The organism is Faecalibacterium sp. I4-1-79 (genome assembly GCF_023347235.1).
Taxonomy (GTDB): Bacteria; Bacillota; Clostridia; order Oscillospirales; family Ruminococcaceae; genus Faecalibacterium; species Faecalibacterium tardum.
Genome location: NZ_CP094467.1, coordinates 1,802,957 through 1,827,941, shown reverse-complemented (window position 1 = coordinate 1,827,941; position 24,985 = coordinate 1,802,957). Strand labels below are relative to the sequence as shown.

Annotated in this window: 23 protein-coding genes; 15 read left to right on the top strand and 8 right to left on the bottom strand. The window is 56.9% G+C overall.

Going from position 1 to position 24,985, the window contains the following annotated elements; all coding sequences use genetic code 11:
* The first annotated feature begins 8 nt into the window (after positions 1 to 8).
* Positions 9 to 1,277 (top strand): methionine gamma-lyase family protein, encoded by a 1,269-nt coding sequence (locus MTP36_RS09090; RefSeq protein ID WP_055184560.1) that lies wholly within the window; start codon positions 9 to 11, stop codon positions 1,275 to 1,277.
* 110 nt (positions 1,278 to 1,387) lie between these two features.
* Here the strand turns inward: MTP36_RS09090 and MTP36_RS09085 are convergent, their stop codons facing one another.
* The 4 genes from MTP36_RS09085 to proC all read right to left on the bottom strand — a co-directional run bounded on the left by MTP36_RS09085 (position 1,388) and on the right by proC (position 5,263).
* Entirely contained in the window at positions 1,388 to 1,828 is a 441-nt protein-coding gene (locus MTP36_RS09085; protein WP_055184558.1) for a methylglyoxal synthase, read from the bottom strand.
* A 557-nt stretch (positions 1,829 to 2,385) separates the two neighbouring features.
* Positions 2,386 to 3,648: a glutamate-5-semialdehyde dehydrogenase gene (locus MTP36_RS09080; RefSeq protein ID WP_249248265.1), complete on the bottom strand. Its 1,263-nt coding sequence runs from the start codon at positions 3,646 to 3,648 to the stop codon at positions 2,386 to 2,388.
* 3 nt (positions 3,649 to 3,651) lie between these two features.
* Positions 3,652 to 4,449, bottom strand: a complete 798-nt coding sequence (gene proB, locus MTP36_RS09075; RefSeq protein ID WP_015538439.1) for a glutamate 5-kinase — start codon at positions 4,447 to 4,449, stop codon at positions 3,652 to 3,654.
* A 7-nt stretch (positions 4,450 to 4,456) separates the two neighbouring features.
* On the bottom strand, positions 4,457 to 5,263 hold the full coding sequence (gene proC / locus MTP36_RS09070) for a pyrroline-5-carboxylate reductase (protein WP_249248197.1): 807 nt from the start codon (positions 5,261 to 5,263) through the stop codon (positions 4,457 to 4,459).
* 269 nt (positions 5,264 to 5,532) lie between these two features.
* Between proC and MTP36_RS09065 the strand changes: the two genes are divergently transcribed.
* A complete protein-coding gene (locus MTP36_RS09065; RefSeq protein ID WP_249248158.1) occupies positions 5,533 to 6,108 on the top strand; it encodes a TetR-like C-terminal domain-containing protein in 576 nt (191 codons plus the stop codon).
* A 168-nt stretch (positions 6,109 to 6,276) separates the two neighbouring features.
* Positions 6,277 to 7,707 (top strand): radical SAM protein, encoded by a 1,431-nt coding sequence (locus tag MTP36_RS09060; RefSeq protein WP_249248141.1) that lies wholly within the window; start codon positions 6,277 to 6,279, stop codon positions 7,705 to 7,707.
* 94 nt (positions 7,708 to 7,801) lie between these two features.
* Here MTP36_RS09060 and MTP36_RS09055 read toward each other — a convergent pair whose 3' ends face one another.
* The 4 genes from MTP36_RS09055 to MTP36_RS09040 all read right to left on the bottom strand — a co-directional run bounded on the left by MTP36_RS09055 (position 7,802) and on the right by MTP36_RS09040 (position 10,901).
* Complete coding sequence (locus MTP36_RS09055; RefSeq protein WP_249248128.1) at positions 7,802 to 7,978, bottom strand: hypothetical protein; 177 nt, start codon at positions 7,976 to 7,978, stop codon at positions 7,802 to 7,804.
* 18 nt (positions 7,979 to 7,996) lie between these two features.
* Positions 7,997 to 8,152, bottom strand: a complete 156-nt coding sequence (locus MTP36_RS09050) for a hypothetical protein (RefSeq protein ID WP_249248105.1) — start codon at positions 8,150 to 8,152, stop codon at positions 7,997 to 7,999.
* Between the two features lie 91 nt (positions 8,153 to 8,243).
* A complete protein-coding gene (locus tag MTP36_RS09045; protein WP_249248083.1) occupies positions 8,244 to 9,506 on the bottom strand; it encodes an AI-2E family transporter in 1,263 nt (420 codons plus the stop codon).
* Positions 9,507 to 9,554: 48 nt separating this feature from the next.
* Positions 9,555 to 10,901 (bottom strand): butyryl-CoA:acetate CoA-transferase, encoded by a 1,347-nt coding sequence (locus MTP36_RS09040; RefSeq protein ID WP_249248081.1) that lies wholly within the window; start codon positions 10,899 to 10,901, stop codon positions 9,555 to 9,557.
* A 502-nt stretch (positions 10,902 to 11,403) separates the two neighbouring features.
* Between MTP36_RS09040 and coaD the strand changes: the two genes are divergently transcribed.
* From coaD to rpoD, 12 genes are all read left to right on the top strand, one after another.
* Positions 11,404 to 11,904, top strand: a complete 501-nt coding sequence (gene coaD / locus MTP36_RS09035; RefSeq protein ID WP_249248070.1) for a pantetheine-phosphate adenylyltransferase — start codon at positions 11,404 to 11,406, stop codon at positions 11,902 to 11,904.
* An 81-nt stretch (positions 11,905 to 11,985) separates the two neighbouring features.
* Positions 11,986 to 13,203, top strand: coding sequence for an acetyl-CoA C-acetyltransferase (locus MTP36_RS09030; RefSeq protein WP_015538445.1), 1,218 nt, complete (start codon positions 11,986 to 11,988; stop codon positions 13,201 to 13,203).
* Between the two features lie 124 nt (positions 13,204 to 13,327).
* Positions 13,328 to 14,113 carry an enoyl-CoA hydratase-related protein gene (locus tag MTP36_RS09025; protein ID WP_249248039.1) on the top strand — a complete coding sequence of 262 codons (786 nt, stop codon included), beginning with the start codon at positions 13,328 to 13,330 and terminating at the stop codon, positions 14,111 to 14,113.
* A 39-nt stretch (positions 14,114 to 14,152) separates the two neighbouring features.
* A complete protein-coding gene (locus MTP36_RS09020) occupies positions 14,153 to 15,025 on the top strand; it encodes a 3-hydroxyacyl-CoA dehydrogenase family protein (protein WP_249248037.1) in 873 nt (290 codons plus the stop codon).
* Between the two features lie 106 nt (positions 15,026 to 15,131).
* Complete coding sequence (locus MTP36_RS09015; protein WP_005926213.1) at positions 15,132 to 16,301, top strand: acyl-CoA dehydrogenase; 1,170 nt, start codon at positions 15,132 to 15,134, stop codon at positions 16,299 to 16,301.
* A gap of 17 nt (positions 16,302 to 16,318) precedes the next feature.
* Positions 16,319 to 17,113: an acryloyl-CoA reductase electron transfer subunit gamma gene (acrB, locus tag MTP36_RS09010; RefSeq protein ID WP_055184538.1), complete on the top strand. Its 795-nt coding sequence runs from the start codon at positions 16,319 to 16,321 to the stop codon at positions 17,111 to 17,113.
* 21 nt (positions 17,114 to 17,134) lie between these two features.
* On the top strand, positions 17,135 to 18,229 hold the full coding sequence (gene acrA / locus MTP36_RS09005; RefSeq protein WP_249248036.1) for an acryloyl-CoA reductase electron transfer subunit beta: 1,095 nt from the start codon (positions 17,135 to 17,137) through the stop codon (positions 18,227 to 18,229).
* A gap of 548 nt (positions 18,230 to 18,777) precedes the next feature.
* Positions 18,778 to 19,716, top strand: a complete 939-nt coding sequence (locus MTP36_RS09000; protein WP_249248034.1) for a CAP domain-containing protein — start codon at positions 18,778 to 18,780, stop codon at positions 19,714 to 19,716.
* 112 nt (positions 19,717 to 19,828) lie between these two features.
* On the top strand, positions 19,829 to 20,449 hold the full coding sequence (locus MTP36_RS08995) for an IMPACT family protein (RefSeq protein WP_249248023.1): 621 nt from the start codon (positions 19,829 to 19,831) through the stop codon (positions 20,447 to 20,449).
* 143 nt (positions 20,450 to 20,592) lie between these two features.
* Positions 20,593 to 21,591 carry a deoxyguanosinetriphosphate triphosphohydrolase gene (locus MTP36_RS08990; protein ID WP_249248016.1) on the top strand — a complete coding sequence of 333 codons (999 nt, stop codon included), beginning with the start codon at positions 20,593 to 20,595 and terminating at the stop codon, positions 21,589 to 21,591.
* 25 nt (positions 21,592 to 21,616) lie between these two features.
* Complete coding sequence (gene dnaG, locus MTP36_RS08985) at positions 21,617 to 23,392, top strand: DNA primase (protein WP_249248014.1); 1,776 nt, start codon at positions 21,617 to 21,619, stop codon at positions 23,390 to 23,392.
* 48 nt (positions 23,393 to 23,440) lie between these two features.
* The gene (rpoD, locus tag MTP36_RS08980) at positions 23,441 to 24,523 is read left to right on the top strand and encodes an RNA polymerase sigma factor RpoD (RefSeq protein WP_249248006.1); all 1,083 of its coding nucleotides are present in this window, start codon (positions 23,441 to 23,443) and stop codon (positions 24,521 to 24,523) included.
* Positions 24,524 to 24,985: the final 462 nt, after the last annotated feature.

Genomic DNA, 24,985 nt, shown 5'->3' with positions numbered 1-24,985 from the left:
ACGTTATAATGTCGATTCTGAACCACTTTTTTGATTATAAGCCCGAGGTGCTGGCGCTGGACGAAAAGGCCATGGAGCTGTGCCAGCCCTACTTCCGCCAGATGGAGGAGATCCGGGATTTCAACCAGCTGAAGATGCTCAAGGCCTTTGCCGATACCCAGATGTCCTCCACCGATATGCTGGGCACCACCGGCTACGGCCTGTGGGATACCGGCCGCGCCAAGCTGGAGCAGATCTTTGCACAGGTCATGGGCGCAGAGGATGCGCTGGTGCGCAGCCAGTTCCAGAGCGGCACCCACACGCTGGCGGTGGCGCTGTTCGGTCTGCTGCGGGCAGGGGACACCCTGCTGGCCGCTACCGGCCGCCCCTATGATACACTGGAGGGCGTCATCGGTCTGGACGGCAAGGGCAAGGGTACCGGCACCCTGATGGACTACGGCGTAAACTATGACGAAGCCCCCCTCAAGGCCGACTTCACCCCGGATTACGACCTGATCGCCCAGAAAGCCCCCGGCGCAAAGGTGTGCCATATCCAGCGCAGCCGCGGCTATTTACAGCGAAATGCCTTTGATCTGGACACCATCCGCAAAATTGCGGATACCGCCCGCGCCGCAAACCCGGAGATCATCATCTTTGTGGATAACTGCTACGGCGAGTTCACCCAGACGCAGGAGCCCTGTCAGGTGGGCGCGGATATCGCAGTGGGCAGCCTGATCAAAAACCCCGGCGGCGGCATTGCTCCCACCGGCGGCTACATCGTGGGCCGCAAGGATCTGGTGGAACTGTGCGCTTACCGCCTGAACGCCCCCGGCCTTGGCAAGGAGCTGGGCTGCACGCTGGAGACCCCCCGGGATATGTATCTGGGCTTCTATTACGCTCCCGGCGTGGTGTGCGAGGCCATCAAGACCGCTATCTACGCCCAGTGTATGCTGGAGCTGCTGGGCAAAAAGCCCATTCCTCGTTACTGCGAGGATCACAACGATATCGTTACCTGCTTTGATGCCGGCACGGCAGAGGCGCTCATTGGGTTCTGTCAGGGCATTCAGGCCGCCAGCCCGGTGGACAGCTACGCCGCCCCGGAACCCAGTCCGGAGCCGGGCTATACCGACGAGGTAGTCATGGCCAGCGGCAGCTTTACGCAGGGCAGCACCATCGAGCTTTCCTGCGACGGCCCTCTGCGCGCCCCCTACACCTGTTATCTGCAGGGCGGCTTGAACTTTGCCGCCAGCCGCGCCGGTGTGCTGCTGGCTATCCAGAAAGCATATTTTAAGGAGTAATGTTTGCCCGGCGGGCAAATAACACGCAAACAAAAAGGAGCTATCGCACAACACGCTGCGATAGCTCCTTTTTTCCCTCTATACACAAAGTAACACACAAAATTAAACGCTTACACGGCACGAGCCTGCACCACGGGGATCGGCTCGATCAAGGCCGGGTGCATCCCCTCGCGGTAGTCCAGATCTCCCTGATCCAGACCACGCAGCAGCACCTCTGCGGTAGCAATGTTGGTAGCAATGGGTACGCTGTGCATATCGCACAGGCGCAGCAGATTCTGCTCGGTCAGGCTGGCGGCATCGGCCTTCAGCGGGTCGCGGAAGAACAGCACCAGATCCACTTCATCGCAGGCAACGCGGGAAGTGATCTGCTGCACACCGCCCAGTTTACCGGAGAGGTAGCAGTGCACCGGCAGACCGGTGGTCTGCGCAAGCATCCGGCCGGTGGTACCGGTGGCGATAACATTATTGCGGGAAAGGATGGCACTGTAAGCGGTACAGAATTGCAGGGCCAGTTCTTTGCGGGAATCGTGGGCAAGAATTGCGATCGTCATAAGATGCTCTCTCCTTTACTTATTTTTACAATGTACCAGTTATGATGTACGAATTTTGAAATCCTGTGAAACGGAGATGAAATCGATATCAAATCTTACAATATAGTTTTACCGCATAGAAAACGCTCTGTCAAGAGAAAATTTTGCTTTTTTAACCTATAAAAACATAAAAGTACTACTTTTACATTGTGAGAAACGGCGAATTCTTGGATACATACCACCATCCAAGAGAATCCATTTTCTAGGAAAAGTGAAATATTTTTCACTTTTCTCACTTGAATCGAAATACAGTCCATCCCGATAAAACAAAAATACAGGCCAAAGCAGCTTGCATCGGCCTGTACAGGAAATTTTTTTCAGCTATCAAAAGCTTGCGGTGCAGCATGAGAGCGGCAGTTCTTCTGCATAAAAATATTTGCTTATAAAACGCAAAATTGCAGATTTCGCCTGTCTCTAGGCTCTTCCTATGAAAAAAGGCCTCAGGAATGCCCGCAGACATTTCTGAAGCCTTTCGTTTTATAAGAAACGATTCAAAAGCGATGGTAGGGCAGGGGAGATCACCGGATCTGCCCGTCACCGTGGATGATGTACTTGTAGCTGCAAAGCTCCTCCAGCCCCATGGGACCCCGGGCGTGCAGCTTCTGGGTAGAAATACCCATCTCGCAGCCCAGACCAAACTCGCCGCCGTCCGTAAAGCGGGTGGAGCAGTTCACATACACAGCGGCGCTGTCCACCGCAGCGGTGAACCGGTCGGCGTCTGCCTGCGTCCGGGTCAGGATGGCCTCGCTGTGACCGGTGGAGTGCTGTGCGATGTGGGCAATGGCTTCGTCTACGCTGTCCACTACCTTGACGGCAAGGATATAGTCCAGAAACTCGGTGTCAAAGTCCGCAGGACCGGCAGGTGTGCCGGGAATGATGGCGGCGGCGCGTGCGTCCAGCCGCAGTTCTACCGGCAGCTTGCCCGCAGCCACGCGGTCGGGGCCAAGACGCTGTGCGAGCTTAGGCAGAAACTCCTGCGCAATGGCAGAGTGCACAAGGCACACTTCCTCGGCGTTGCACACGCTGGGGCGGCTGGCCTTGGCGTTTTCAATAATATCCAGCGCCTTGGCCTGATCGGCGGTATCGTCCACAAAAATGTGGCAGATGCCGGTACCGGTCTGGATGCAGGGCACCTTGGCGTTCTCCACGCAGGCGCGGATCAGCCCTGCGCCGCCCCGGGGGATCAGCAGATCCACATAGCCCACGGCGGTCATCAGGGCGTTGGCAGAGGCGTGAGTGGTGTCCTCGATCAGGCAGACCGCATTTTCCGGCAGGCCGTTCTCCCGCAGCCCATGGCGCAGTGCCTGCACAATGGCATTGGCGCTGCGCCATGCCTCCTTGCCGCAGCGCAGGATGCAGGCGTTGCCGCTCTTGATGGCAAGGGCGGCGGCATCGCTGGTCACGTTGGGGCGGCTCTCGTAGATGATGGCGATCACACCCATGGGCACGGCGGTCTTTTCGATCACCAGCCCGTTGGGGCGCTCTACACGCTTCAGCACCCGGCCCACCGGGTCGGGCAGGGCGGCAACCTCTTCAATGCCCTTTGCCATGGCGCGGATACGCTCCTCGGTCAGGGCAAGACGATCCAGCATCACCTCGCTGATATGTCCCTTTGCGGCGGCCATATCGTCGGCGTTGGCGGAAAGGATGGCAGTCATGCTTGCCGGGCTGCACAGCTGCGCAGCCATACTGTGTAGTGCCTGTGCGCGGGCAGCGCCGTCAGCCAGTGCCAACGCAGCCTTTGCCCCGCGGGCGGCTTCCAGAATCTCCTGTGTGGTCATAGCTCAAACCTCCTGTGTGGACAGTGCGGGCTGCTTATGCCCGGCAAAGCGGGTGCCGATGGGCTTGCCCGCAGCGATATCATACAGCAGCTCCGGGTGTGCGCCGTTGGCAATCACCATATCCGCGCCGCTGCCGGTCACCATGCGGGCAGCCCGCAGTTTGGTGGCCATGCCGCCGGTGCCCAGTGCCGAGCCGGCACCGTCTGCCAGTGCCATCACCTCCGGGGTGATCTCCTCCACCAGTGGGATGAGCGCCGCATCCGGGTGGGTGTGGGGGTTGGCAGTGTACAGGCCGTCAATGTCGCTCAGCAGCACCAGCAAATCGGCCTTGCAGCAGCAGGCCACAATAGCAGCCAGCGTGTCATTGTCGCCAATGGAGGTGATCTCATCAGTGGCAACGCTGTCGTTTTCATTGATGATGGGCAGTGCACCCAGCTCCAGCAGGCGGGTCAGCGTGTTCTGGATGTTCACCCGGCGCTCGGTGTGCTCCACGTCCACGCCGGTAAGCAGAATCTGCGCTACCGTGTGATCGTAGGCACTGAACAGCCGGTCGTAGGTGTACATCAGCTCGCACTGCCCCACGGCGGCGCAGGCCTGCTTGGTGGTGGTATCCTTGGGGCGTGCGGGCAGTGAAAGCTTGCCTACGCCCATGCCAATAGCGCCGGAGGACACCAGAATGACCTCGTGTCCTTCGTTCTTTAAATCGCTCAATACCTTGACCAGTTCCTCTGCATGGCGGATGTTCAGCCGCCCGGTGGGGTATGCCAATGTGGAGGTGCCTACTTTCACAACGATGCGCATGATTCCTTTAACCCTTTCCCATTTCCTTTGTTTTGTCGTAAGCGGCCAGCACGGCATCCATCACCGCACCGCGCAGCCCATGTTCTTCCAATACCCGCACGCCCTGAATGGTGCTGCCGCCGGGGCTGCACACAGCGTCCTTCAGCGCACCGGGGTGCTTGCCGCTTTCCAGCACCAGCTTTGCGCTGCCCAGCACCATCTGTGCGGCGTACTCCTGTGCCTTTGCCCGGGGCAGGCCGCAGGCCACGCCGCCATCGGCCAGCGCTTCAATAAACTGGTACACCCATGCCGGGCCGCAGCCGGAAACGCAGCTTGCGGCATCGATCATGCCCTCGGCTACGGCGTCCAGACGCCCGGCGGGAGCCATCAGCTGACAGAATGCGGCCTCCTCCTCGGCGGTCACGTTGGCAGAGCAATATTGGATCATGCCTTCGCCCACCGATGCCGGGGTGTTGGGCATGATGCGGATGACAGGGTAGTCGCCGCCCGCCATCTCCTGAATGCGTGCCACCGGCAGGCCGGCGGCCATGGTGCACAGCACGAACCGCTTAGTGCGCTCGGCAAGGATGAACCGCAGCGGCTCCAGCATGGCCTCCATCATCTGGGGTTTCACCGCCAAAAAGATCAGGTCGCAGTCACCGGCCACCTCGGCGTTGGTAGCCGTCTGACAGCCTAGCTCTGCGGCAAGTGTTTCGGCCTTGGCCGCCGTGCGGTTAGCCAGAAATACATTCTCAGGCTCGGTAGCCTTGCACACAGCGCGTGCAATAGCACCGCCCATGTTTCCACAGCCTAAAAACCCAATGGTTTTCATCATAATAATAACCCTCCCTCGGCAGGTATGCACTGCATAAAATTCTGCTTCTTATTCATTCTAAGCAACCGCTGGGAGAAAATCAAGACTTTTGTCTTATTTTGGGCGGATATAATGTAAAAACAGCACCTTCGCGGCGGGCAGCGCACACACAAATTTCATAAAAAGGTAAAATCTTTACTTGAAATAAGGTCGTATTTTGCGGTAAAATAAATTATGGGGTATATTTCACGGAAACGGCAGAGGAGTCTGCCGGGAAAGGATGGGTTTTTGTGTCACAAACGACAAAACGGGCACTGGAGGCATCTTTGAAGAAGCTGCTGCTGGAAAAGCCCCTGAACAAGATCACGATCAACGATATCACCGAGGATTGCGGGGTCAACCGCATGACCTTTTATTACCATTTCAAGGACATTTACGATCTGGTGGACTGGATCTTAGCGGAGGATGCCGCAAAGGCGATGGAAGGCCGCCGGGGCTTTGGTACATGGAGCGAAGCCTATCTGGACGTCCTACACCAGCTGCAGGACAACAAGACCCTTGTGCTCAACGTTTACCGCTCGGTGGGCAGGGAACAGGTGGAGCAGTACCTTTATAGATTGCTGGACACCATCCTGAAGGATTTTGCAGACCGTGAATGCCACGATATCACCGTGCAGGATGCAGATAAGCAGTTTGTTGTCGATTTTTACAAGTATGCACTGGTGGGTATGACGCTGGAATGGACCCGCCGGGATATGAAAGGCGACCCCAAGCAGATGGTGGAGCGCGTGAGCACCATGATCCACGGGGATTTCCGCCGTGCACTGTGCCGCCTGAGCAGCGGCAGCTTGAAAATAGAGGAATGATGTGCTTTGTGGCTGTGCGGCTTCAATAAAATTTTATCAAAGGATACGCCGTGATGGGTTTTCTATCACGGCGTATTTTCTGTTTATGGCACAAAAACACGCAAAGTGGTAGGATGTGGTCAGGCAAAATAAGAATTTCCAAAGGAATTATTTCGGGAGGAAAAAGCTATGAATACATCTCTTGATAATCTGACTCACAAGATGCAGCGTGCTGCGCTTGGTAAAATAGTGGACGTGGCGCTTTCTCGCGCCGAGCAAGACCGTGAAAAAACAATGTGCCAGCTGGTAGATGCTGCAAAGCAGTTCTACGGCAGCGGCTTCAGCGACGAGACCTACGAGAACGCCAAAAAGGTGCTGACCGACCCTAACAGCAAGTGGACGAAGCTCATCAACTGCGTGCTGGATCAGACCGACCCCCACGTGGCGCGCACCACTGCGCTGAATCTGGGCTACGAAGCCTTCTTCCGCGGCACTAAGATGATCCGCGAGAACCGCGTCAAATACCAGTGCAACATCCCTTGGCTGATTTTGTTCGACCCCACCTCTGCCTGCAATATGCACTGCGTGGGCTGCTGGGCAGGCGAGTACGGCAACAAGAACAACCTCAGCTTTGAGGATATGGACAAGATCGTCACGCAGGGCAAGGAACTGGGCGTGTACCTGTATATGCTGACCGGCGGCGAGCCGCTGGTGCGCAAGAAGGATGTGCTCAAGCTGGCCGAAAAGCACAACGATGTGCAGTTTGCCATCTACACCAACTCCACCCTCATCGACGAGCCCTTCTGTGAAGAAGTGCAGCGTCTGGGCAATATCGCCTTTATGCTGTCCATCGAGGGCACCCCGGAGACCAACGATGCCCGCCGTGGCGAAGGCCACTATGCCGCTGTGATGCACGCCATGGATCTGCTCAAGAAGTACGGCATCCTCTTCGGCACCTCCATCTGCTACACCCGCCAGAACATCGACGCTGTCACCAACGACGCGTTCATGCGGTTCCTGTGCGAGAAGGGTGCACACTTCGGCTTCTACTTCCACTATATGCCTGTGGGCAACGAGGCCGCCCCGGAGCTGATGCCCACCCCGGAACAGCGCAAGTATATGATCGACCGTATCCGCTATCTGCGCTCTTCCGAGTGCGATATCCCGTTCTACCCCATGGACTTCCAGAACGACGGCGAGTTCGTGGGCGGCTGCATCGCCGGCGGTCGCAACTACTTCCACATCAACTCTGCCGGTGACGCCGAGCCCTGCGTGTTCATCCACTACTCCAACGCCAATATCCACGACCAGTCTATTCTGGAAATTCTGCACAGCCCGCTGTTCATGGCTTACCACAACGGCCAGCCCTTCAATAAGAACCATCTGCGTCCCTGCCCGATGCTGGAAAACCCCGAGCTGCTGGAAAAGATGGTGCACGAGACCGGTGCCCACAGCACCGACCTGCAGTCCCCGGAAAGCGTCGAGCACCTGTGCGAGAAGTGCAAGGCTTACGCCGCCGATTGGCAGCCCACCGCTGACGAGATCTGGTCTCACCACAAGGTCCGCGAGAGCCGGTACGAAAACTATAAGGACTGGAAGCCCTCTCAGCCGCAGGACTGAACCGAAGCCTGATTTAAAACAATAAAACGACCCCCGCCCTGTGTTCCTGCCCGGAACATAAGGCGGGGGTTTTGCTGTGCATGTTGGCGGCTATTTATTTCTTATCGCGTTCTTTAATTGCCTTTAGAATACAAATTCCCATAGCTAAAACAGGAAACAGCACTCTGAGAGCTAAAAATCCTTGTGGGTCTCCAAAATCAATATTTACGTCTGCAAACAGGCCAACGAACCATGCCGCTAAAGTAGAAATGATCGCGATTGTGTAAGTCATTTGCCGTACCTCCGTGAATTATTTCTCGGTTGTGTTTTTGTTCTGTATAAACATACCAGCAATTGTGATTAAAAGACCTGCGGCTCCACCAACAAAAGCAAAAATATTACTTATAGATAAGGCAATCCCAGCCAGAATAACAGCGATACCCAATAACATCATTTTAATACCCATTAAATCGTTCTCCTTTATATACGTTCTTATGATACGGCATGGCTAAAAAATGCCCCGCATCGGAAGTGCTCTGATGCGGGGCAGGGAAGGTTTACTGGTTTTCAGCAGACTGCGGTGCAGCGGGCTGTGCAGTTGCATCGTCTGCGGGGTCGCCGAACTGGTCGTGATAGCTGTTCAGCAGGGTCAGCTCCTGATTGCGCTGCAAGCCGTGGATGACCAGCTTTTTGATGACATCATAGATGACGGCGAACAGCGGCACACCCACGATCATGCCCACAAAGCCCCACAGGCCACCAAACAGCAGAATGGCGAACAGTACCCAGAAGCTGGAAAGGCCGGTGGTGTTGCCCAGAATTTTGGGCCCGATGATGTTGCCGTCCAGCTGTTGCAAAACCAGCACGAACAGCACGAACCACAGCGCCTTGATGGGGCTCTGGATGAGGATGAGCAGCGTGGCGGGGATAGCACCGATGAAGGGGCCGAAGAAGGGAATCACGTTGGTCACACCGATGATCACCGACACCAGCAGCGCACTGGGGAACTTGAAGATCAGGCAGCCGATATAACACAGCACGCCGATGATGGCAGAGTCCATGATCTTGCCGTTGATGAAACCGCCGAACATTTTGTCCGCGTACTTCACTTCCTCGGTGATCAGCTGCGCCCAGCGGGGGCGGACGATGCTGTGCAGCACCAGCTTGCCCTGCTGCACGAACCGCTTGCGGCTGGCCAGCATATACACTGCCACGATGATGCCGATGATCAGGTTTTTGGCCACCGTCACCACGTTCAGCACACCAATGGCTGCGCCGCTCAGGATGTTCTGCATGGAGGGCAGCAGGGTGTTCTTGAGCCATGTGTTCCATGTGTCCAGATTGGTGTTCAGAGCAGCGTAGGCTGAATTGAGCAGCTCCGTGATCTGTTCGTTCTTTTCAATAAACTCCAGATGGTTTGCCCAGTTCATGAACTTTGTAATGTTGGCCTGCGCGGTGTAGTACAGGGTAGTCACGCTGGTAATGAGCTGCGGCACGATCATCATGACCAGTGCATACACCAGCAAAAGCCCGAACAGGATGGTAAGCGCCACGGACAGCGCGTTGATCAGACCGTTCATCTTTTCCGGGATGAACCGGCGCAGAAAGCCTTCGATGCTGTTGCACACCGGCTTAAGCAGATAGGCAATGACGGCACCGTAGATAAAGGGCATCAGGATGCCGGTCAGGGTAGAGATAGCTGAGCCGAAGCCGTCAAAGCGGTAAATAAGGAAAAAGAAGATGATGCTCAGTGCAATGGCACCAAACCCTGCGAGCATCCCATAGAGATACGGTTTGATGTGCGGCTTTTTGTCCATCATGACAAACTCCATTCCTGCTGCGGGCAGCGGGAATACCCACAGCGCTTATTAAATTTTGTTGCTTCTGCGCCAGATGTGCAGCTTTTCAGCCTCGCGGATCAGCTCCTCGCGGAAGTCCGGGTGTGCCACGCTGATCAGAGCCTCGGCCTTTTCCCAAGAGGTCAGGCCCTTCAGGTTCACGCAACCATACTCGGTGCACAGATAGTGCACGTTGGCGCGGGTGTCGGTAACGATGCTGCCATTCTCCAGCGTGGGACGGATGCGGCTTTCCAGCTGGCCGGTCTTTTTATTAAAGAAGGTGGAGGACAGGCAGATAAAGCTCTTGCCACCCTTGGAAAGGTATGCGCCCAGCACGAAGTCCAGCTGACCGCCTGCGCCGGAAATGTGCTTCACACCGGCGCTCTCGGCGTTCACCTGACCATACAGGTCGATATCCACGGCATTGTTGATGGAAATAAAGTTGTCCAGTGCGGAAATGCTGCGGATGTCGTTGGTGTAGTCCACCGGGGCAGACATACACTCCGGGTTATCGTTCAGGTAATCGTACATCTTCTGGGTGCCGGCACCAAAGGCGTAGACCTGACGGCCCTTGTCCAACTGCTTGCGGCTGCCGTTGATCTTGCCGGCTTTGGCAATATCCACAAAGGCATCCACATACATTTCGGTGTGCACGCCCAGATCCTTCAGATCGCTCTGTGCGATCAGCCCGCCGATGGCGTTGGGCATACCGCCGATGCCCAGCTGCAGGCAGGCACCGTTGGGAATCTGCGGCACAATGAGGTTGGCTACCTTCAGGTCAACCTCGGTAGCGGCACCGGCAGCTGCCATCTGGCCGATGGGGGGATTTGCGCCCTCCACAATGCCGCTTACCTGAGAAACGTGTACGCAGTTCTCCATGCCGCCAAGGCAGCGCGGCATATTGGTGTTGACCTCTACGATGATCTTCTTGGCCTTTTCGCACACAGCACCCAGATGCGAAGCGCTGGGACCGAAGTTGAAGTAGCCGTGCTCGTCCATGGGGGTCACCTGAAATACTGCCACATCCACGGGGTCGCTGCTCTCGCGGTAGTAGCGGGGCAGCTCAGAGTAGCGGATGGGGGAGTAGAAGGCGAAACCCTGCGCAATGGCCTTGCGCTCAATGCCGCCCATGTGCCAGCTGTTCCAGGTCATGTGGGCAGCGGGGTCGTCGATCTGGAAGATCTCCGGCACCCACATCAGGATGCCGCCCCGGAAGTTGACCCCTTCCAGTTCCGGCAGACGCTTTGCCAGCTCGGCGTCCACGGCCACAGGGGTGTTCACAGCCCAGCCGTAGTCCACCCAGTCGCCGCTTTTGACCAGAGCGGCAGCCTGCGCAGCAGTCATAAGCTTCTGTGCGTACAGTTCCTTGTAATCCATTATAAACCATCCTCTCTTAAAATACATAAAAGAATTGTAAACAATTCTGTGCGGACAAATTATGCAGCTGTTTTACGCCTGTTTTGCGGAATGCACACCGTTTTGCCACATCTGTATGGTAACCTTATAAACAAGGCAGCAGTGTGTGCTCCGCTCTGCGCAGAACAGTTCAACTTAGTTATAACATTAACAAAGTGTAGAATCAATAGTTTTGGCCAAAAAACAGCCAGTATAGCATAATGAACAGTTTTCTTGGCTTTATGTGGGGATTGTTTGGTACGCAAAAAACAAAAAAGTTGAGAAAAAGACTTGATAAAATTTTGACGATGTGCTTTACTAATAGCGTGGGAAGCAACTGCGGAGCAGTGCGGAATGATTCGTTTAAAATTTAACGATAAAACGCACCGCAGCAGTTACAGGTTGCACCCAAGGCTGGAAAGTGCTATCATGGCAGAACCACATCGCGCTTAGTAATTACAGCGCACAAGGAGGACACTGACCGATGGCAACAGCAGTTTATCCCGGGTCGTTCGATCCGGTCACCAAGGGACACCTTGATATCATCAAGCGCGCAGCAAAGATCAACGACCACCTCATCGTGGCGGTGCTGATCAACAGCGCCAAGCATCCGCTGTTCACAGTGGAGGAACGGGTGGCTATGCTGCAGGAATGCTGCAAGAACATCCCCAACGTGACCGTGGAAGGCTTCGACGGCCTGACCGTGGAGTTCGCAAAAAAGCGTCACGCATCCGTGATGGTGCGCGGGCTGCGGGCGGTAACGGACTTTGAAAACGAGATTCAGCTCGCGCAGACCAACCACGCACTGATGCCCGGCATCGAGACCATGTTTCTTGCCACCAGCATCAAGTGGAGTTATCTTTCCTCCACCATCGTAAAGGAAGCAGCATATTACGGCAGTGACATCAGCAAGTTCGTCACACCCAATGTGGAAAAGGCCGTCAACGAAAAATACGCACAGCTCCGGAAGAGGGAAGAGACCTGATACCGCAAAAATGCCGCAGGGCGTTTTGATAAATGGGTAACCGATAAGTAACACACATACACAATTCAGGAGGCTATTCACATGAAAAAGATCGTTATCGCATCTGCATGCCGCACCGCTATCGGCAAGTTCGGTGGCACTCTGGCCAACGTTCCCGCTACTGAGCTGGGCTCCATCGTCATCAAGGAGGCTCTGAACCGTGCAAACGTCAAGCCCGAGCAGGTCGATCATGTTTACATGGGCTGCGTCATTCAGGCTGGTCTGGGCCAGAACGTCGCTCGTCAGGCTGCCCTGAAGGCTGGCCTGCCCATCGAGACTCCCGCCGTCACCGTCAACGTGGTCTGCGGCTCCGGTCTGAACTGCGTGAACATGGCTGCTCAGATGATCGAGGCAGGCGATGCTGATATCGTTGTTGCAGGCGGCATGGAGAACATGGATATGGCTCCCTTCGCACTGCAGAAGGCTCGCTATGGCTACCGCATGGGTGCTCCCATGGGCAAGAGCGAGATCGTGGATACCATGGTCAACGATGCACTGTGGGATGCCTGCGGCTTCAACAAGCACATGGGCATGACCGCTGAGAACGTCTGCACCAACGAGACCTACCAGAAGAAGTACGGCTACAGCCCCATCACCCGCGAGATGCTGGACGAGTTCTCATACAACAGCCAGCTGAAGGCTGACAAGGCCATCAAGGACGGCGCCTTCAAGGACGAGATCGTTCCTGTTGTCATCAAGGGCAAGAAGGGCGACACCGTGTTCGATACCGATGAGGGCCCCCGTCTGAGCGCTCCCGAGGTTCTGGCAAAGCTGAAGCCCGCCTTCACCAAAGACGGCATCGTCACCGCTGGTAACTCTTCCGCCATCAACGACGGCGCTGCTGCTCTGGTCGTCATGAGCGAGGAGAAGGCTAAGGAGCTGGGCGTGAAGCCTCTGGCAACCTGGGTCGCCGGTGCTCTGGCAGGCGTTGAGCCCGAGGTCATGGGTCTGGGCCCCATCGCTGCTACCAAGAAGGTCATGGCCAAGACCGGCATGACCGTTGCCGATATGGATCTGGTCGAGGCCAACGAGGCATTCGCAGCACAGTCCATCGCTGTCGGCGAGGCTCTGGGCTTTGATAAGGACAAGCTGAACGTCAACGGCGGCGCAATCGCTCTGGGTCACCCGGTCGGCGCTTCCGGTGCTCGTATCCTGGTCACCCTGCTGTACGCTATGAAGCACCGTGGTGCTCACAAGGGTCTGGCTACCCTGTGCATCGGCGGCGGCATGGGCTGCGCTACCATCGTTGAGATGGACTAAGCACTTTTTCTCTGAATCCTGATTGAACCACAGACCCGGAGCGCCGGAGGGAACCGGAGAGCCCTCCCGCGTTCCGGGGGCTGTTTTGAAAAAAACTGAACTGTATGAAATGGAGGTTTTCACAATGGCATTTGTAAAAACCGAGGTGCAGGGCGCTGTTGAGATCATTACCATCGACCGTCCCAAGGCACTGAACGCCCTGAACCCCGAGGTTCTGGCTGACCTGAAGGCTGCTTTTGAGGCAGTCGATCAGGAGACTGTCCGCTGCATCGTTCTGACCGGCGAAGGCGACAAGAGCTTTGTTGCCGGTGCTGATATCGGTTCTATGAGCACTATGACCAAGGCAGAAGGCGAGGCCTTCGGCAAGCTGGGCAATGATGTGTTCCTGATGATCGAGCATTTCCCCATCCCCGTCATCGCAGCCGTCAACGGCTTTGCACTGGGCGGCGGCAACGAGCTGGCTATGAGCTGCGATTTCCGCATCTGCTCTGACAACGCTGTGTTCGGTCAGCCGGAAGTCGGTCTGGGCATCACCCCGGGCTTCGGCGGCACCCAGCGTCTGGCTCGTCTGGTTGGTATGGGCATGGCAAAGCAGCTGGTCTACTCTGCTCTGAACATCAAGGCTGACGAGGCTTACCGCATCGGTCTGGTCAACGCCGTGTATCCGCAGGCTGAGCTGATGGAGAATGTCCTGAAGCTGGCCGGCAAGATCGCAAAGAACGCTCCCATTGCTGTGCGCAACTGCAAGAAGGCAATGAACGACGGCATCAGCCTGCCCATCGAGAAGGCTGTTGAGGTCGAGGAGAAGCTGTTCGGCGATTGCTTCGAGACCCACGACCAGAAGGAGGGCATGGCCTGCTTCCTGTCCCGTGAGAAACCGAAGCCCAAGGCAGTGTTCACCAACAACTAATCCATTACATAATTTTTGATATTAAAGGAGAGATTTCCTATGAAGATCGGTGTTATCGGCGCTGGCACTATGGGTCAGGGCATCGCAAAGGCATTTGCACAGGTTGAGGGCAACACCGTTGCTCTGTGCGACATCAAGCAGGAGTGGGCCGAGAATGGTCTGGCAAAGATCAAGAAGGGCTACGAGAAGCTGGTCGCTAAGGGAAAGATGACTCAGGAGAAGGTTGACGCGATCGTTGCAGCCATCACCCCGGGCCTGAAGGAAGATCTGTGCGCAGACTGCGATCTGGTCGTTGAGGCTGCTTTCGAGGATATGAAGGTCAAGCAGACCACCTTTGGCGAGCTGGACAAGATCTGCAAGCCCGAGTGCGTCTTCGCTTCCAACACTTCTTCTCTGTCCATCACCGAGATCGGCAAGGGCCTGACCCGTCCCCTGATCGGTATGCACTTCTTCAACCCCGCAGACCGCATGAAGCTGATCGAGGTCATCGCCGGCTGCAACACCCCCGCTGAGACCGTTGAGAAGATCAAGGAGATCGCCGTTGCCATCGGCAAGAGCCCCGTTCAGGTCAACGAGGCTGCCGGCTTTGTGGTCAACCGCATCCTGATCCCCATGATCAACGAGGCTGCCTTCATTAAGATGGAGGGCGTCTCCGATATCGCTGGCATCGACACTGCCATGAAGCTGGGCGCTAACCACCCCATGGGACCCCTGGAACTGGGCGACTTCATCGGTCTGGACATCTGCCTGGCCATCATGGACGTGCTGTACAACGAGACCGGCGACAGCAAGTACCGTGCCTGCCCGCTGATCCGCAAGATGGTGCGTGGCGGCAATCTGGGCTGCAAGACCGGTAAGGGCTTCTACGTTTACAACGCAGACCGCACCAAGACCCCTGTTGACCAGCTGTAAGTTCTGATAAACATTTCTCCCGGCTGCGGGGAAAGCGGTCGGGAGGAATTTGTTTGCACCGGGCTATTCCGGTAAATGAAAAAAGACCTGTTAGGAGGATATAGCGATGGATTTTACTCTGTCCAAGCAGCAGCAGATGGTGCAGAAAATGTACCGCGAGTTTGCTGAGAACGAAGTCAAGCCTCTGGCAAAGAAGGTTGACGCAGAGGAATACTTCCCCAAGGAGACCGTCGAAAAGATGGGCAAGCTGGGCATGATGGGCATCTATTTCCCGACTGAGGTCGGCGGTGCAGGCGGCGATGTGCTGTCCTACGTCATGGCCGTGGAGGAGCTGAGCAAGGTCTGCGGCACCACCGGTGTCATCGTCTCTGCTCACACCAGCCTGTGCGCTGCTCCCATTTACGAGAACGGCACCCCCGAGCAGAAGGCTAAGTACCTGCCGAAGCTCTGCAGCGGCGAGTGGCTGGGTGCTTTCGGCCTGACCGAGCCGGGCGCTGGCACTGACGCACAGGGCCAGCAGACCATTGCCAAGGAAGATGGCGATTACTGGGTGCTGAACGGCTCCAAGATCTTCATCACCAACGCCGGCTTTGCTGATGTGTTCATCGTCATCGCCGTTACCGATAACGTGCTGGACAAGCGCGGCCGTCCCACTAAGCTCTGCTCTGCATTCATCGTTGAGCGCACCGACCCGGGCTTCTCTGTTGGTAAGGCAGAGGACAAGATGGGTATCCGCGGTTCTTCTACCTGCGAGCTGATCTTTGAGGATTGCCGCATCCCGAAGGATCGTATGCTGGGCGTGCGCGGCAAGGGCTTCCAGTTGGCTATGGCTACGCTGGACGGCGGCCGTATCGGCATCGCTTCTCAGGCTCTGGGCATTGCCGAGGGCGCTCTGGAGGAGACCATTGCTTACGTCAAGGAGCGTAAGCAGTTCGGCCGTGCTATTGCTGCTTTCCAGAACACCCAGTTCGAGCTGGCTGAGATGAAGGCTCGTGTTGAGGCTGCTAAGTATCTGGTTTATGCTGCCGCCCTGAAGAAGCAGCAGGCTATGGATGGCGCAAAGGTTCGTTACAGCGTTGAGGCTGCACAGGCTAAGCTGATCGCAGCCCGCACCGCAAGCGATGTGACCCGCCGCTGCCTGCAGCTGTTCGGTGGTTACGGCTACACCCGTGACTACCCCATCGAGCGCATGATGCGTGATGCCAAGATCACTGAGATCTACGAGGGCACCAGCGAAGTGCAGATGATGGTCATTTCCGGCGCGCTGCTGAAGTAAGGGAGGCAAGAGTTACAATGAAAGCAATTGTTTGTGTAAAGCAGGTTCCTGATACCTCCGGCAAGGTGTCCGTCAAGCCCGATGGCACTTTGGATCGTGCATCCATGGCAACCATCACCAACCCCGATGACCTGAACGCTCTGGAGGCTGCCCTGAAACTGAAGGACGCCACCGGCTGCGAGGTCGTTGTTGTCACCATGGGTCCCCCGCCGGCAGAGGGCATGCTGCGTGAGCTGCTGGCCCGCGGCGCTGATAAGGCTGTTCTGGTTTCCGGTCGTGAGTTCGGCGGTTCCGATACCTTTGCAACCAGCCAGATTCTGGCTGCTGCCGTCAACAAGATCGGCGTTGGCCCCGAGGACGTTGTGTTCTGCGGCCGTCAGGCAATCGATGGCGATACCGCACAGGTCGGCCCCCAGATCGCTGAAAAGCTGCATCTGCCGCAGGTCACCTACGTTGCCGACATCCAGAAGGACGGCAACACCCTGACCGTGAAGCGTATGCTGGAGGACGGCTACATGATGGTCAAGGTGCAGACTCCCTGCCTGCTGACCTGCATCAAGGAGCTGAACGACCCCCGCTACATGAGCGTGAACGGCATCTTTACCTGCTACGACAAGCCCATGGAAGTGTTTGATTACAACGCACTGAAGGACGATCCGCTGATCGAGGTGGACACCATTGGCCTGAAGGGTTCTCCGACGAACGTCTTTAAGTCCTTCACTCCTCCGCAGAAGGGCGCAGGCACCATGCTGCAGGGCAACGATGTTGCTGCCCAGCTGGCTGGCATCCTGGCCAAGAAGCACCTGATCTGATGAAAGGAGCATAGGATTACAATGGCTGATTTTAACGAATACAAGGGCGTATGGGTCTTTTGCGAGCAGCGCCAGGGCGCACTGATGTCCACTGACTTCGAGCTGGTTAGCGAGGCCCGTAAGCTGGCCGACGAGCTGGGCTGCGAAGTCACCGGCCTGCTGCTGGGCGACAACGTTGATGGCATTGCCAAGGAACTGGGCGGCTACGGTGCCGACAAGGTTCTGGTGTGCGATAGCCCCCTGCTGAAGGATTACACCACCGATGCATACGCTAAGGTCGTGTGCGATATGGTCAACGAGTACAAGCCTGAGGTGCTGCTGATCGGCGCTACCAACATTGGCCGCGACCTCGGCCCCCGCTGCGCAGCCCGTCTGCACACCGGCCTGACCGCCGACGCTACCCATCTGGATATCGACACTGCAAAGTACATCGACTTCCTGAAGGAGAGCTCCACCATCGACCTGTCCAAGCAGAAGTTCGATATGGAAGACCGCAACCTGAAGATGACCCGTCCCGCATTCGGCGGCCATCTGATGGCTACCATCATCTGCCCCCGCTTCCGTCCCCAGATGTCCACCGTGCGTCCCGGTGTTATGAAGAAGGCTCCCTTCGATCAGGCCAAGGCTGATGCCTGCCAGATCCTCAAGCCCGCCTTCAGCCTGACCGCTGAGGACATCAAGACCGAAGTGCTGAGCGTGGAGAAGGCTGCTGAGAAGCTGGTCGATCTGATCGGCGCAGACGTCATCGTCTCCGTTGGCCGTGGTATCAGCAAGGATGTCAACAAGGGCATCGAGCTGGCAGAGCAGCTGGCAGCCGCTCTGGGCGGCGGCGTCGTGGGTGCTTCCCGTGCCGTCACCGATGCAGGCTGGATGACCGCTGACCATCAGGTCGGTCAGACCGGTAAGACCGTGCACCCCAAGATCTATGTGGCTCTGGGCATTTCCGGTGCCATCCAGCACACCGCCGGTATGCAGGATTCTGAGTGCATCATCGCTGTCAACAAGAACGAGGGTGCTCCCATCTTCGGTGTTGCAGACTACGGCATCGTGGGCGACCTGTTCAAGGTCGTGCCCGAGCTCATCAAGCAGATCGAGGCAGCAAAGGCTGCTCTGTGATTGCCTGTTCCTGAGCATCATTCAATAGCATAGCCTGAATTGTGAGAGGTCGTTGCACATTTTTGTGCAGCGGCCTCTTTTTGCGTTTTTTAATGATGGAGCTGTTGTGCCGGACACTGCACAGCAGCTCCAATTTGCTTTCCATGGGAAAGGAGCGGAGAAGGGAATAGAACAAAGCGGCACAAAAGCGTACACAAAGCTATGATATGCAAATAAATGTATATAAATGCTATAATATGCAAACTGGAACGCACCAGAACGCCCCCAAAAGTGTGCGATACCTGTTGCACTCGGCTGATTTTGGGGAGAAGCGCAACACAACTGTAACGTTTTCGGACTGTTTGTTACGCTTGAGTTGCGATAAAAGGGCGGGATTTTTTAAAAAAATCTGTATTTTTTCTTCAAAACAGCCTCTGAACCTCTTGACGTCTGTATGGTTTTGTGATACTCTTGTGACACAAGAGTTGCGGATGTGATACGACAGAGTTGCAAATGAGTTGCAGCATCCAACATCACACTGCATAAGGCAACAGACCGGAGGCAATCTTATGAAGCGTGCAATGAGTACCGTAAAGAATATCGCAGCAGCTGCAATGACGCTGGCTGTGGTTTTTGGCTTTGCAGGCTTCAAGCCCGTCACCGCAAACGCCGCACAGGCTGCCGTTCCTGCTACCGCATCTGTGGAAGAAGAAAACTCTTACTTTGAGGAAGACGCCTACCAGCGCAGCTTCCTGACTCTGGTCAATAACGAGCGCGCACAGGCCGGTCTGGCTCCCGTTGCTCTGGGCGACAGCAGCCACAACGCTGCTGCAATGGAGCGTGCCGAGGAGCTGGCAGTTTCTTACTCCTACGTTCGTCCCAACGGTCAGCGCGATTTCACCGTTCTGGCAGAGAACGGCATCAGCGATGTTTCCATCGGCGAGAACTACATGGCCGGCTGCTCCACCCCCGATGCCGCAATGGATCAGTGGATGGCTACCGATTTTACCCGCGAGCGTATCCTGAACGCCGATGCTACTACTGTGAGCGTTGGCCACTACGAAGGCGGCGTCTACAATAACTACTGGGTGCTGATCTTCTCTTACCCCGAAAATTCCCACACTGAAAATTACCGTCAGGAAGTTTTGGATCTGGTCAATGCTCAGCGCGCAAAGTACGGTCTGACTGCTCTGGAAATGGGCGATGACGACCTGACCGCCGCTGCACAGACCCGCGCCGAGGAGATCGCCGTTGTGAACTCCCACGTCCGTCCTGATGGCTCCAAGTGCTTTACCGTCCTGAAGGACTACGGTGTCACCGATACCCCCACCGGCGAGAATGCCGCATGGGGCAGCGTCTCTCCTGAAGAGGTCGTCAACGCATGGATGAACTCCGAAGGCCATCGCGCTAACATCCTGAACCCTGAGGCTCGCAAGATGAGTGTTGGCTACTACTATAACAGCAACAGCACTTGGGGTCATCAGTGGATCCAGATCTTTACCAAGTGATCAACTGCTTTCTTCTTATAAAAGACTGGCGGGGCCGCAAGGCTTCGTCAGTCTTTTTATTTGCGCCTGTTTGTGTTATACTTATTCTGAGTTATTATCAGGAGGATCTAACGTGGAGGATTACCGCACCGTCCGGGGCACGGCCACCGGCGAATACGAAGAGAAAAAGAGCCGCTTTATCGCACAGCTTTCCTTTGCTGACAGTGAGGAAGCCGCTGTGGCCTTTCTGGAGCAGGTGCGGGCAGCCAACCGCACCGCGCGGCACAATGTTTACGCCTACCGCCTGCGGGCGGGCAACCGCGAGCGCTATTCCGATGACGGCGAGCCGGCAAAGACCGCCGGTACGCCCGCACTGGAAGTGTTGCAGCACAGCGGCCTGACAGACCTGATCGTGGTGGTCACCCGCTACTTTGGCGGGGTGCTGCTGGGCACCGGCGGCTTGGTGCGCGCTTACACTACCGCCACTGCCCGTGCGCTGGAAAACGCCGAGGTGGTCACGGTGCGCAGCGTGGTGGAGCTGCAGGTCACCGTGGACTACGCCCTCTACGAGCGTGCATCTCTGCTCATTGACGCCGCCGGGGCAAAACAGGCACCGCCGGAGTTTGCAGACCGTGTCACCCTGCGCTGGCAGATGCCGGAGCACACCGAAGCGCCGTTGCTGGAGCAGCTGCGAGAACTGACCCGGGGCGGCGCTCAGGTAACGGTGTCTGACCCGTTCTACGCACCATTTTAAAAAACAAAGTCCTTTTTGCAAACCGACACCGAACTTCCCCCTTCGACACTGCCGATGTGCTACAATTGCTGCAGCGCAGCAATTGGGATCGGCTGCGTGCAGAGGGGAGGGGGAGAAGCCCGAAAAATAAAAGGAGGATCTGTATGGATGTGCGCCGGAGAACCGAAGAGATCGAGCACCTCACCTTTGCACCGTGGGTGACCTTCAGCGATGCAAGCCGCGGCAGAGTCGTGCCGGAGCCGCAGGATCCGCTGCGCCCGGTGTTTCAGCGGGACCGCGACCGGGTGCTGCACTGCAAGGCCTTCCGGCGTCTCAAGCAGAAAACGCAGGTGTTCCTCTCGCCGGAGGGCGACCTGTACCGCACCCGGCTGACCCATACACTGGAGGTCTCGCAGATCGCCCGCACCATCGCCCGGGGCCTGCGCCTGAACGAGGATCTGACCGAGGCCATCAGCCTTGCGCATGATCTGGGACATACTCCCTTTGGTCACGCAGGCGAAAAAGCGCTGAACGATCTTTGCCCGGACGGCTTCCACCATTATATGCAGAGCCTGCGTGTAGTGGATCGACTGGAAAAGGACGGCGAGGGGCTTAACCTGACATGGGAGGTGCGCAACGGCATCGTCACCCACACCAAGGGCACATGGGCAGCTACCCCGGAAGGGCGCATCGTGCGCTTGGCAGATCAGATCGCCTTTGTCAACCACGATATTGAGGACGCCGTGCGCGCCGGTGTGCTGGACGCTGCCACCCTGCCCAAGGACTGCACAGCGGTGCTGGGACAGACCAAATCCGCCCGTATCACCACCATGATCAACAGCATCCTCACCCACAGCGAGGGGGATGTCCGCATGGGCACGGAGGAATACGAGGCGTTTCTCGCCCTGCGGGATTTCATGTACGCCACCGTGTATGTGGACAAAAATGCCAAGCGCGAGGAGCAGAAAGTAGACAAGCTTATCGCGGAGCTGTACGAGTACTACCTGACCCATGTGGACCGGATGTCCAACTTTTATGTGCAGCTGGCCTATCAGGAGGGGCGGGAGCGCGCCGTCACTGACTACATCAGCGGTATGAGCGATGAGTTTGCCATCCGCACCTTTGAAGAACTGTTCGTGCCCCAAAAATGGCACGTCCTTTAAAACTGGAGAGGTCGTTTAAATCAACATGATCCCACACGAATACATCGAGGAGCTTACCCGCCGCACCGACATCGTGGAACTGGTGGGCAGCTATGTGCAGCTCAAGCGCAAGGGACGTCTGTACGGCGGTCTGTGCCCCTTTCACAGCGAAAAAACGCCGTCCTTCTATGTGTACCCTGACACCCAAAGCTTTTACTGCTTCGGCTGTCAGGCAGCCGGAGATGCCATCAGCTTTGTCAAAAAGATCAACAACATCAGCAGCGGCGAAGCCATCAAGATGCTGGCTTCCCGCGCCGGTATGCCAGAGCCGCAGGAGGACGACAAGACCGGCCGTCTGCGCAGTCGGGTGCTTTCCATGAACAAGGAGGCGGCCCGCTTTTTCCACGCCTGCCTGAACTCTACCGTGGAGGAGGCACGGCAGGCGCGCGCCTACTGGCGGCGGCGCGGGCTGGACGATAAGACCATCGTCCGGTTCGGGCTGGGCTATGCCCCCAACGACGGGCAGGCACTGTACCAGTACCTGCGGGATAAGGGCTACAACCAGCAGGAGTTGGACGCCAGCGGTCTGTTCAAGCGTAGCCAGTCCGGCCGCATCTACTGCCTGTTCTGGAAGCGTGTCATGACGCCCATCTTTGATCTGCGCGGCAATATCATAGCCTTTGGTGGGCGCGTGATGGACGACTCCAAGCCCAAATACGTCAACAGCCCGGAAACGCTGGTCTACCACAAATCCGAGACGGTGTTTGCCATGCAGATCGCCAAGCGCAGCGCCTCCCGGCGGTTCGTGCTGTGCGAGGGTTACATGGACGTCATCAGTATGCAGCAGGCGGGCATTGATACCGCCGTCTGCGCCTGTGGCACCGCGCTGACCCCCGGGCAGGTGCGCATCATCAGCGAATATGCCGACGAGGTCATTCTGAGCTATGACTCGGATGAGGCCGGTCAGAAGGCAACCCTGCGCTCGCTGGAGCTGTTCCGCAACAGCCCGGTAAAGGTGGGCGTTTTGCAGATCCCCGGTGCAAAGGACCCGGACGAATACATCAAAAAATACGGCCCGGAGCGTTTTCAGGCACTTCTGGATGGGGTGGGCAATGCGCTGGACTTCCGGCTCAAGCGCCTGCGGGATCAGTATGATCTCTCACAGGACGCACAGCGTCTGCAATATATAAAGGATGCTGTGGAAATGCTGGCAGAGCGCTCCAACCCCACCGAGCAGGAGGTGTACGCCGGGCGGCTGGCAGAGGAGACCAACATCTCCAAAACCGCTATTCTGGCGCAGCTGGGCACCGCAGCAAAGCGGGCGGGCGGCAAGTACCGCCGGGAGAAAAACCGCGAGCGCCTGCACTCCGGTGAGATGGATCAGATCAAGGTACCATACAGCGCAGGCGGCAGTCAGGCGCTGGGCATCGCCAGTGCCCAGCAGCGGCTGCTGGCAGCCATCCTGCGGGAGCCGCGCTATCTGGAACTGGCCAAACAGCAGCTAACGGCGGAGCAATTCATCCAGCCGCAGCAGAAGGAATTATACGAAGCAATGCTCAATTGCAGCCGGGAGGGCGTGGAGCTCAGCCTGACGGCACTGCGGGCATTTGCAAGCGAAGAAGCATTGAATGAACTGAGCCGACTTGCGGCACAATACAGCGATGTGAACTGCACCCCGGAGGATATCCATCTGTATCTGGACAGGATCGCCCGGGGAATGCCGGTCGCAAGCAAAGCTGCTGCAATGTCCGGCGATGAGATCACACAGTATCTTCAGTCGATGCGCGAAAAAAAGCAGGGGGCGCTGCCCGAACAAGACTGATCCCTGTTTTCCCTCCGGCTGGAGCTGGAGAGAAAAGGAGCAGGAATCATGCAGAAATTGTCGCAAACGGAAGAACTTGCCCGCAGCCTTGCCGCAAAGGCTCGCCGTCACACCCTGACCCCGGAGCAGATCAGCCGCGCCATGGAGGAAGCGGATTTCGATGTTGCACAGCTGGACGAGCTTTACGCGGCGCTGGAGCAGCGGGGCGTCCATCTGGCAGAGGGGGAGCCTGCCGAGCTGCCTGTGCTGGATGATGCCCAGATCGGCAGGCTGGAAAATGAGCTTTCCTCGGAGGGTGTGGCGCTGGATGATCCGGTCAAGACCTATTTAAAGGAGATCGGCCGGGTGCCGCTGCTGACCGCTGGGCAGGAGATGGCGCTGGCAAAGGCCGCCCGGGCAGGGGATGCAGATGCCCGCCGCGCTTTGAGCGAGGCAAACCTGCGGCTGGTGGTATCGGTCGCCAAGCGCTACGCCGGGCGTGGACTGCCTTTTTTGGACTTGATTCAAGAGGGCAACCTCGGCCTGATGAAGGCGGCGGAAAAGTTTGAGCCGGAGCGGGGGTTCAAATTCTCCACCTACGCAACGTGGTGGATCCGCCAGTCCATCACCCGCGCCATTGCGGATCAGGGGCGCACCATCCGTATCCCGGTGCATCTGGTAGAGAGCATCAACCGGGTCAAGAAAACGGCGGGTGACCTGTTGCACAAAAACGGGCGGGAACCAACCGTGGAGGAGATCGCCGCCGCACTGGATATGGAACCGGACAAGGTGCGGGAGCTGCTGCAACTGTCGCAGGAGCCCATCAGTCTGGAAACGCCGGTGGGGGAGGAAGAGGACGCTCATCTGGAGGACTTTATTCAGGACGAGGATGCCGGTGTCCCGGTAGACGAAGCCGGGCGTCAGCTGCTGCGGCGGGAGCTGCTGCACGTCCTCAAAAGCCTGACCCCCAGGGAGGAGCGGGTCATCACCCTGCGCTTTGGTCTGGAGGATGGCCGTGCCCGCACGCTGGAAGAACTGGGCAAGGAGTTCAACGTGACCCGGGAGCGGGTGCGCCAGATCGAAGCAAAGGCGCTGCGCAAGCTGCGCCACCCCAGCCGCGCAAAGCTGCTGCGGGATTATCTGGACGAATGAGCATTCTATATGATAGGACGAGACTGCCGCACGGCATTTTGTGCGGCGGTCTCTTTTTGCAGTAGGAAAGTGCAAAAGTCACACTTCCGGGCACAAGGGTAAAGATAGACAAATTGCACAAGGAGTTTATGAACAGGAACGTGCAAAATAAAAAAATCAAGTACTTGGAAGATGAACGGATACACGCTGCCGGGCGTGCGAAAACAAAACGAAAATTAAATTTATTTCGGCAAAAAACTGAAAAATGGCTTGACAACAGGGGTTTTTGGGTGTATACTGCGTTAGTATCACATAATGGACTAGTGCGCCAAAAAGGGAACAGCGATGGCTGCCGCTTGAGGGGATGCCCCGAAAAGTTTGTGCAAAACGCCGGAACGTTCCGCAGGACGCGGGTCGAATTATGTGTGTCTGCTCAAATTTGACCCGTGTATACGACATCCCGTAGAATATAAAAGTAAGGAG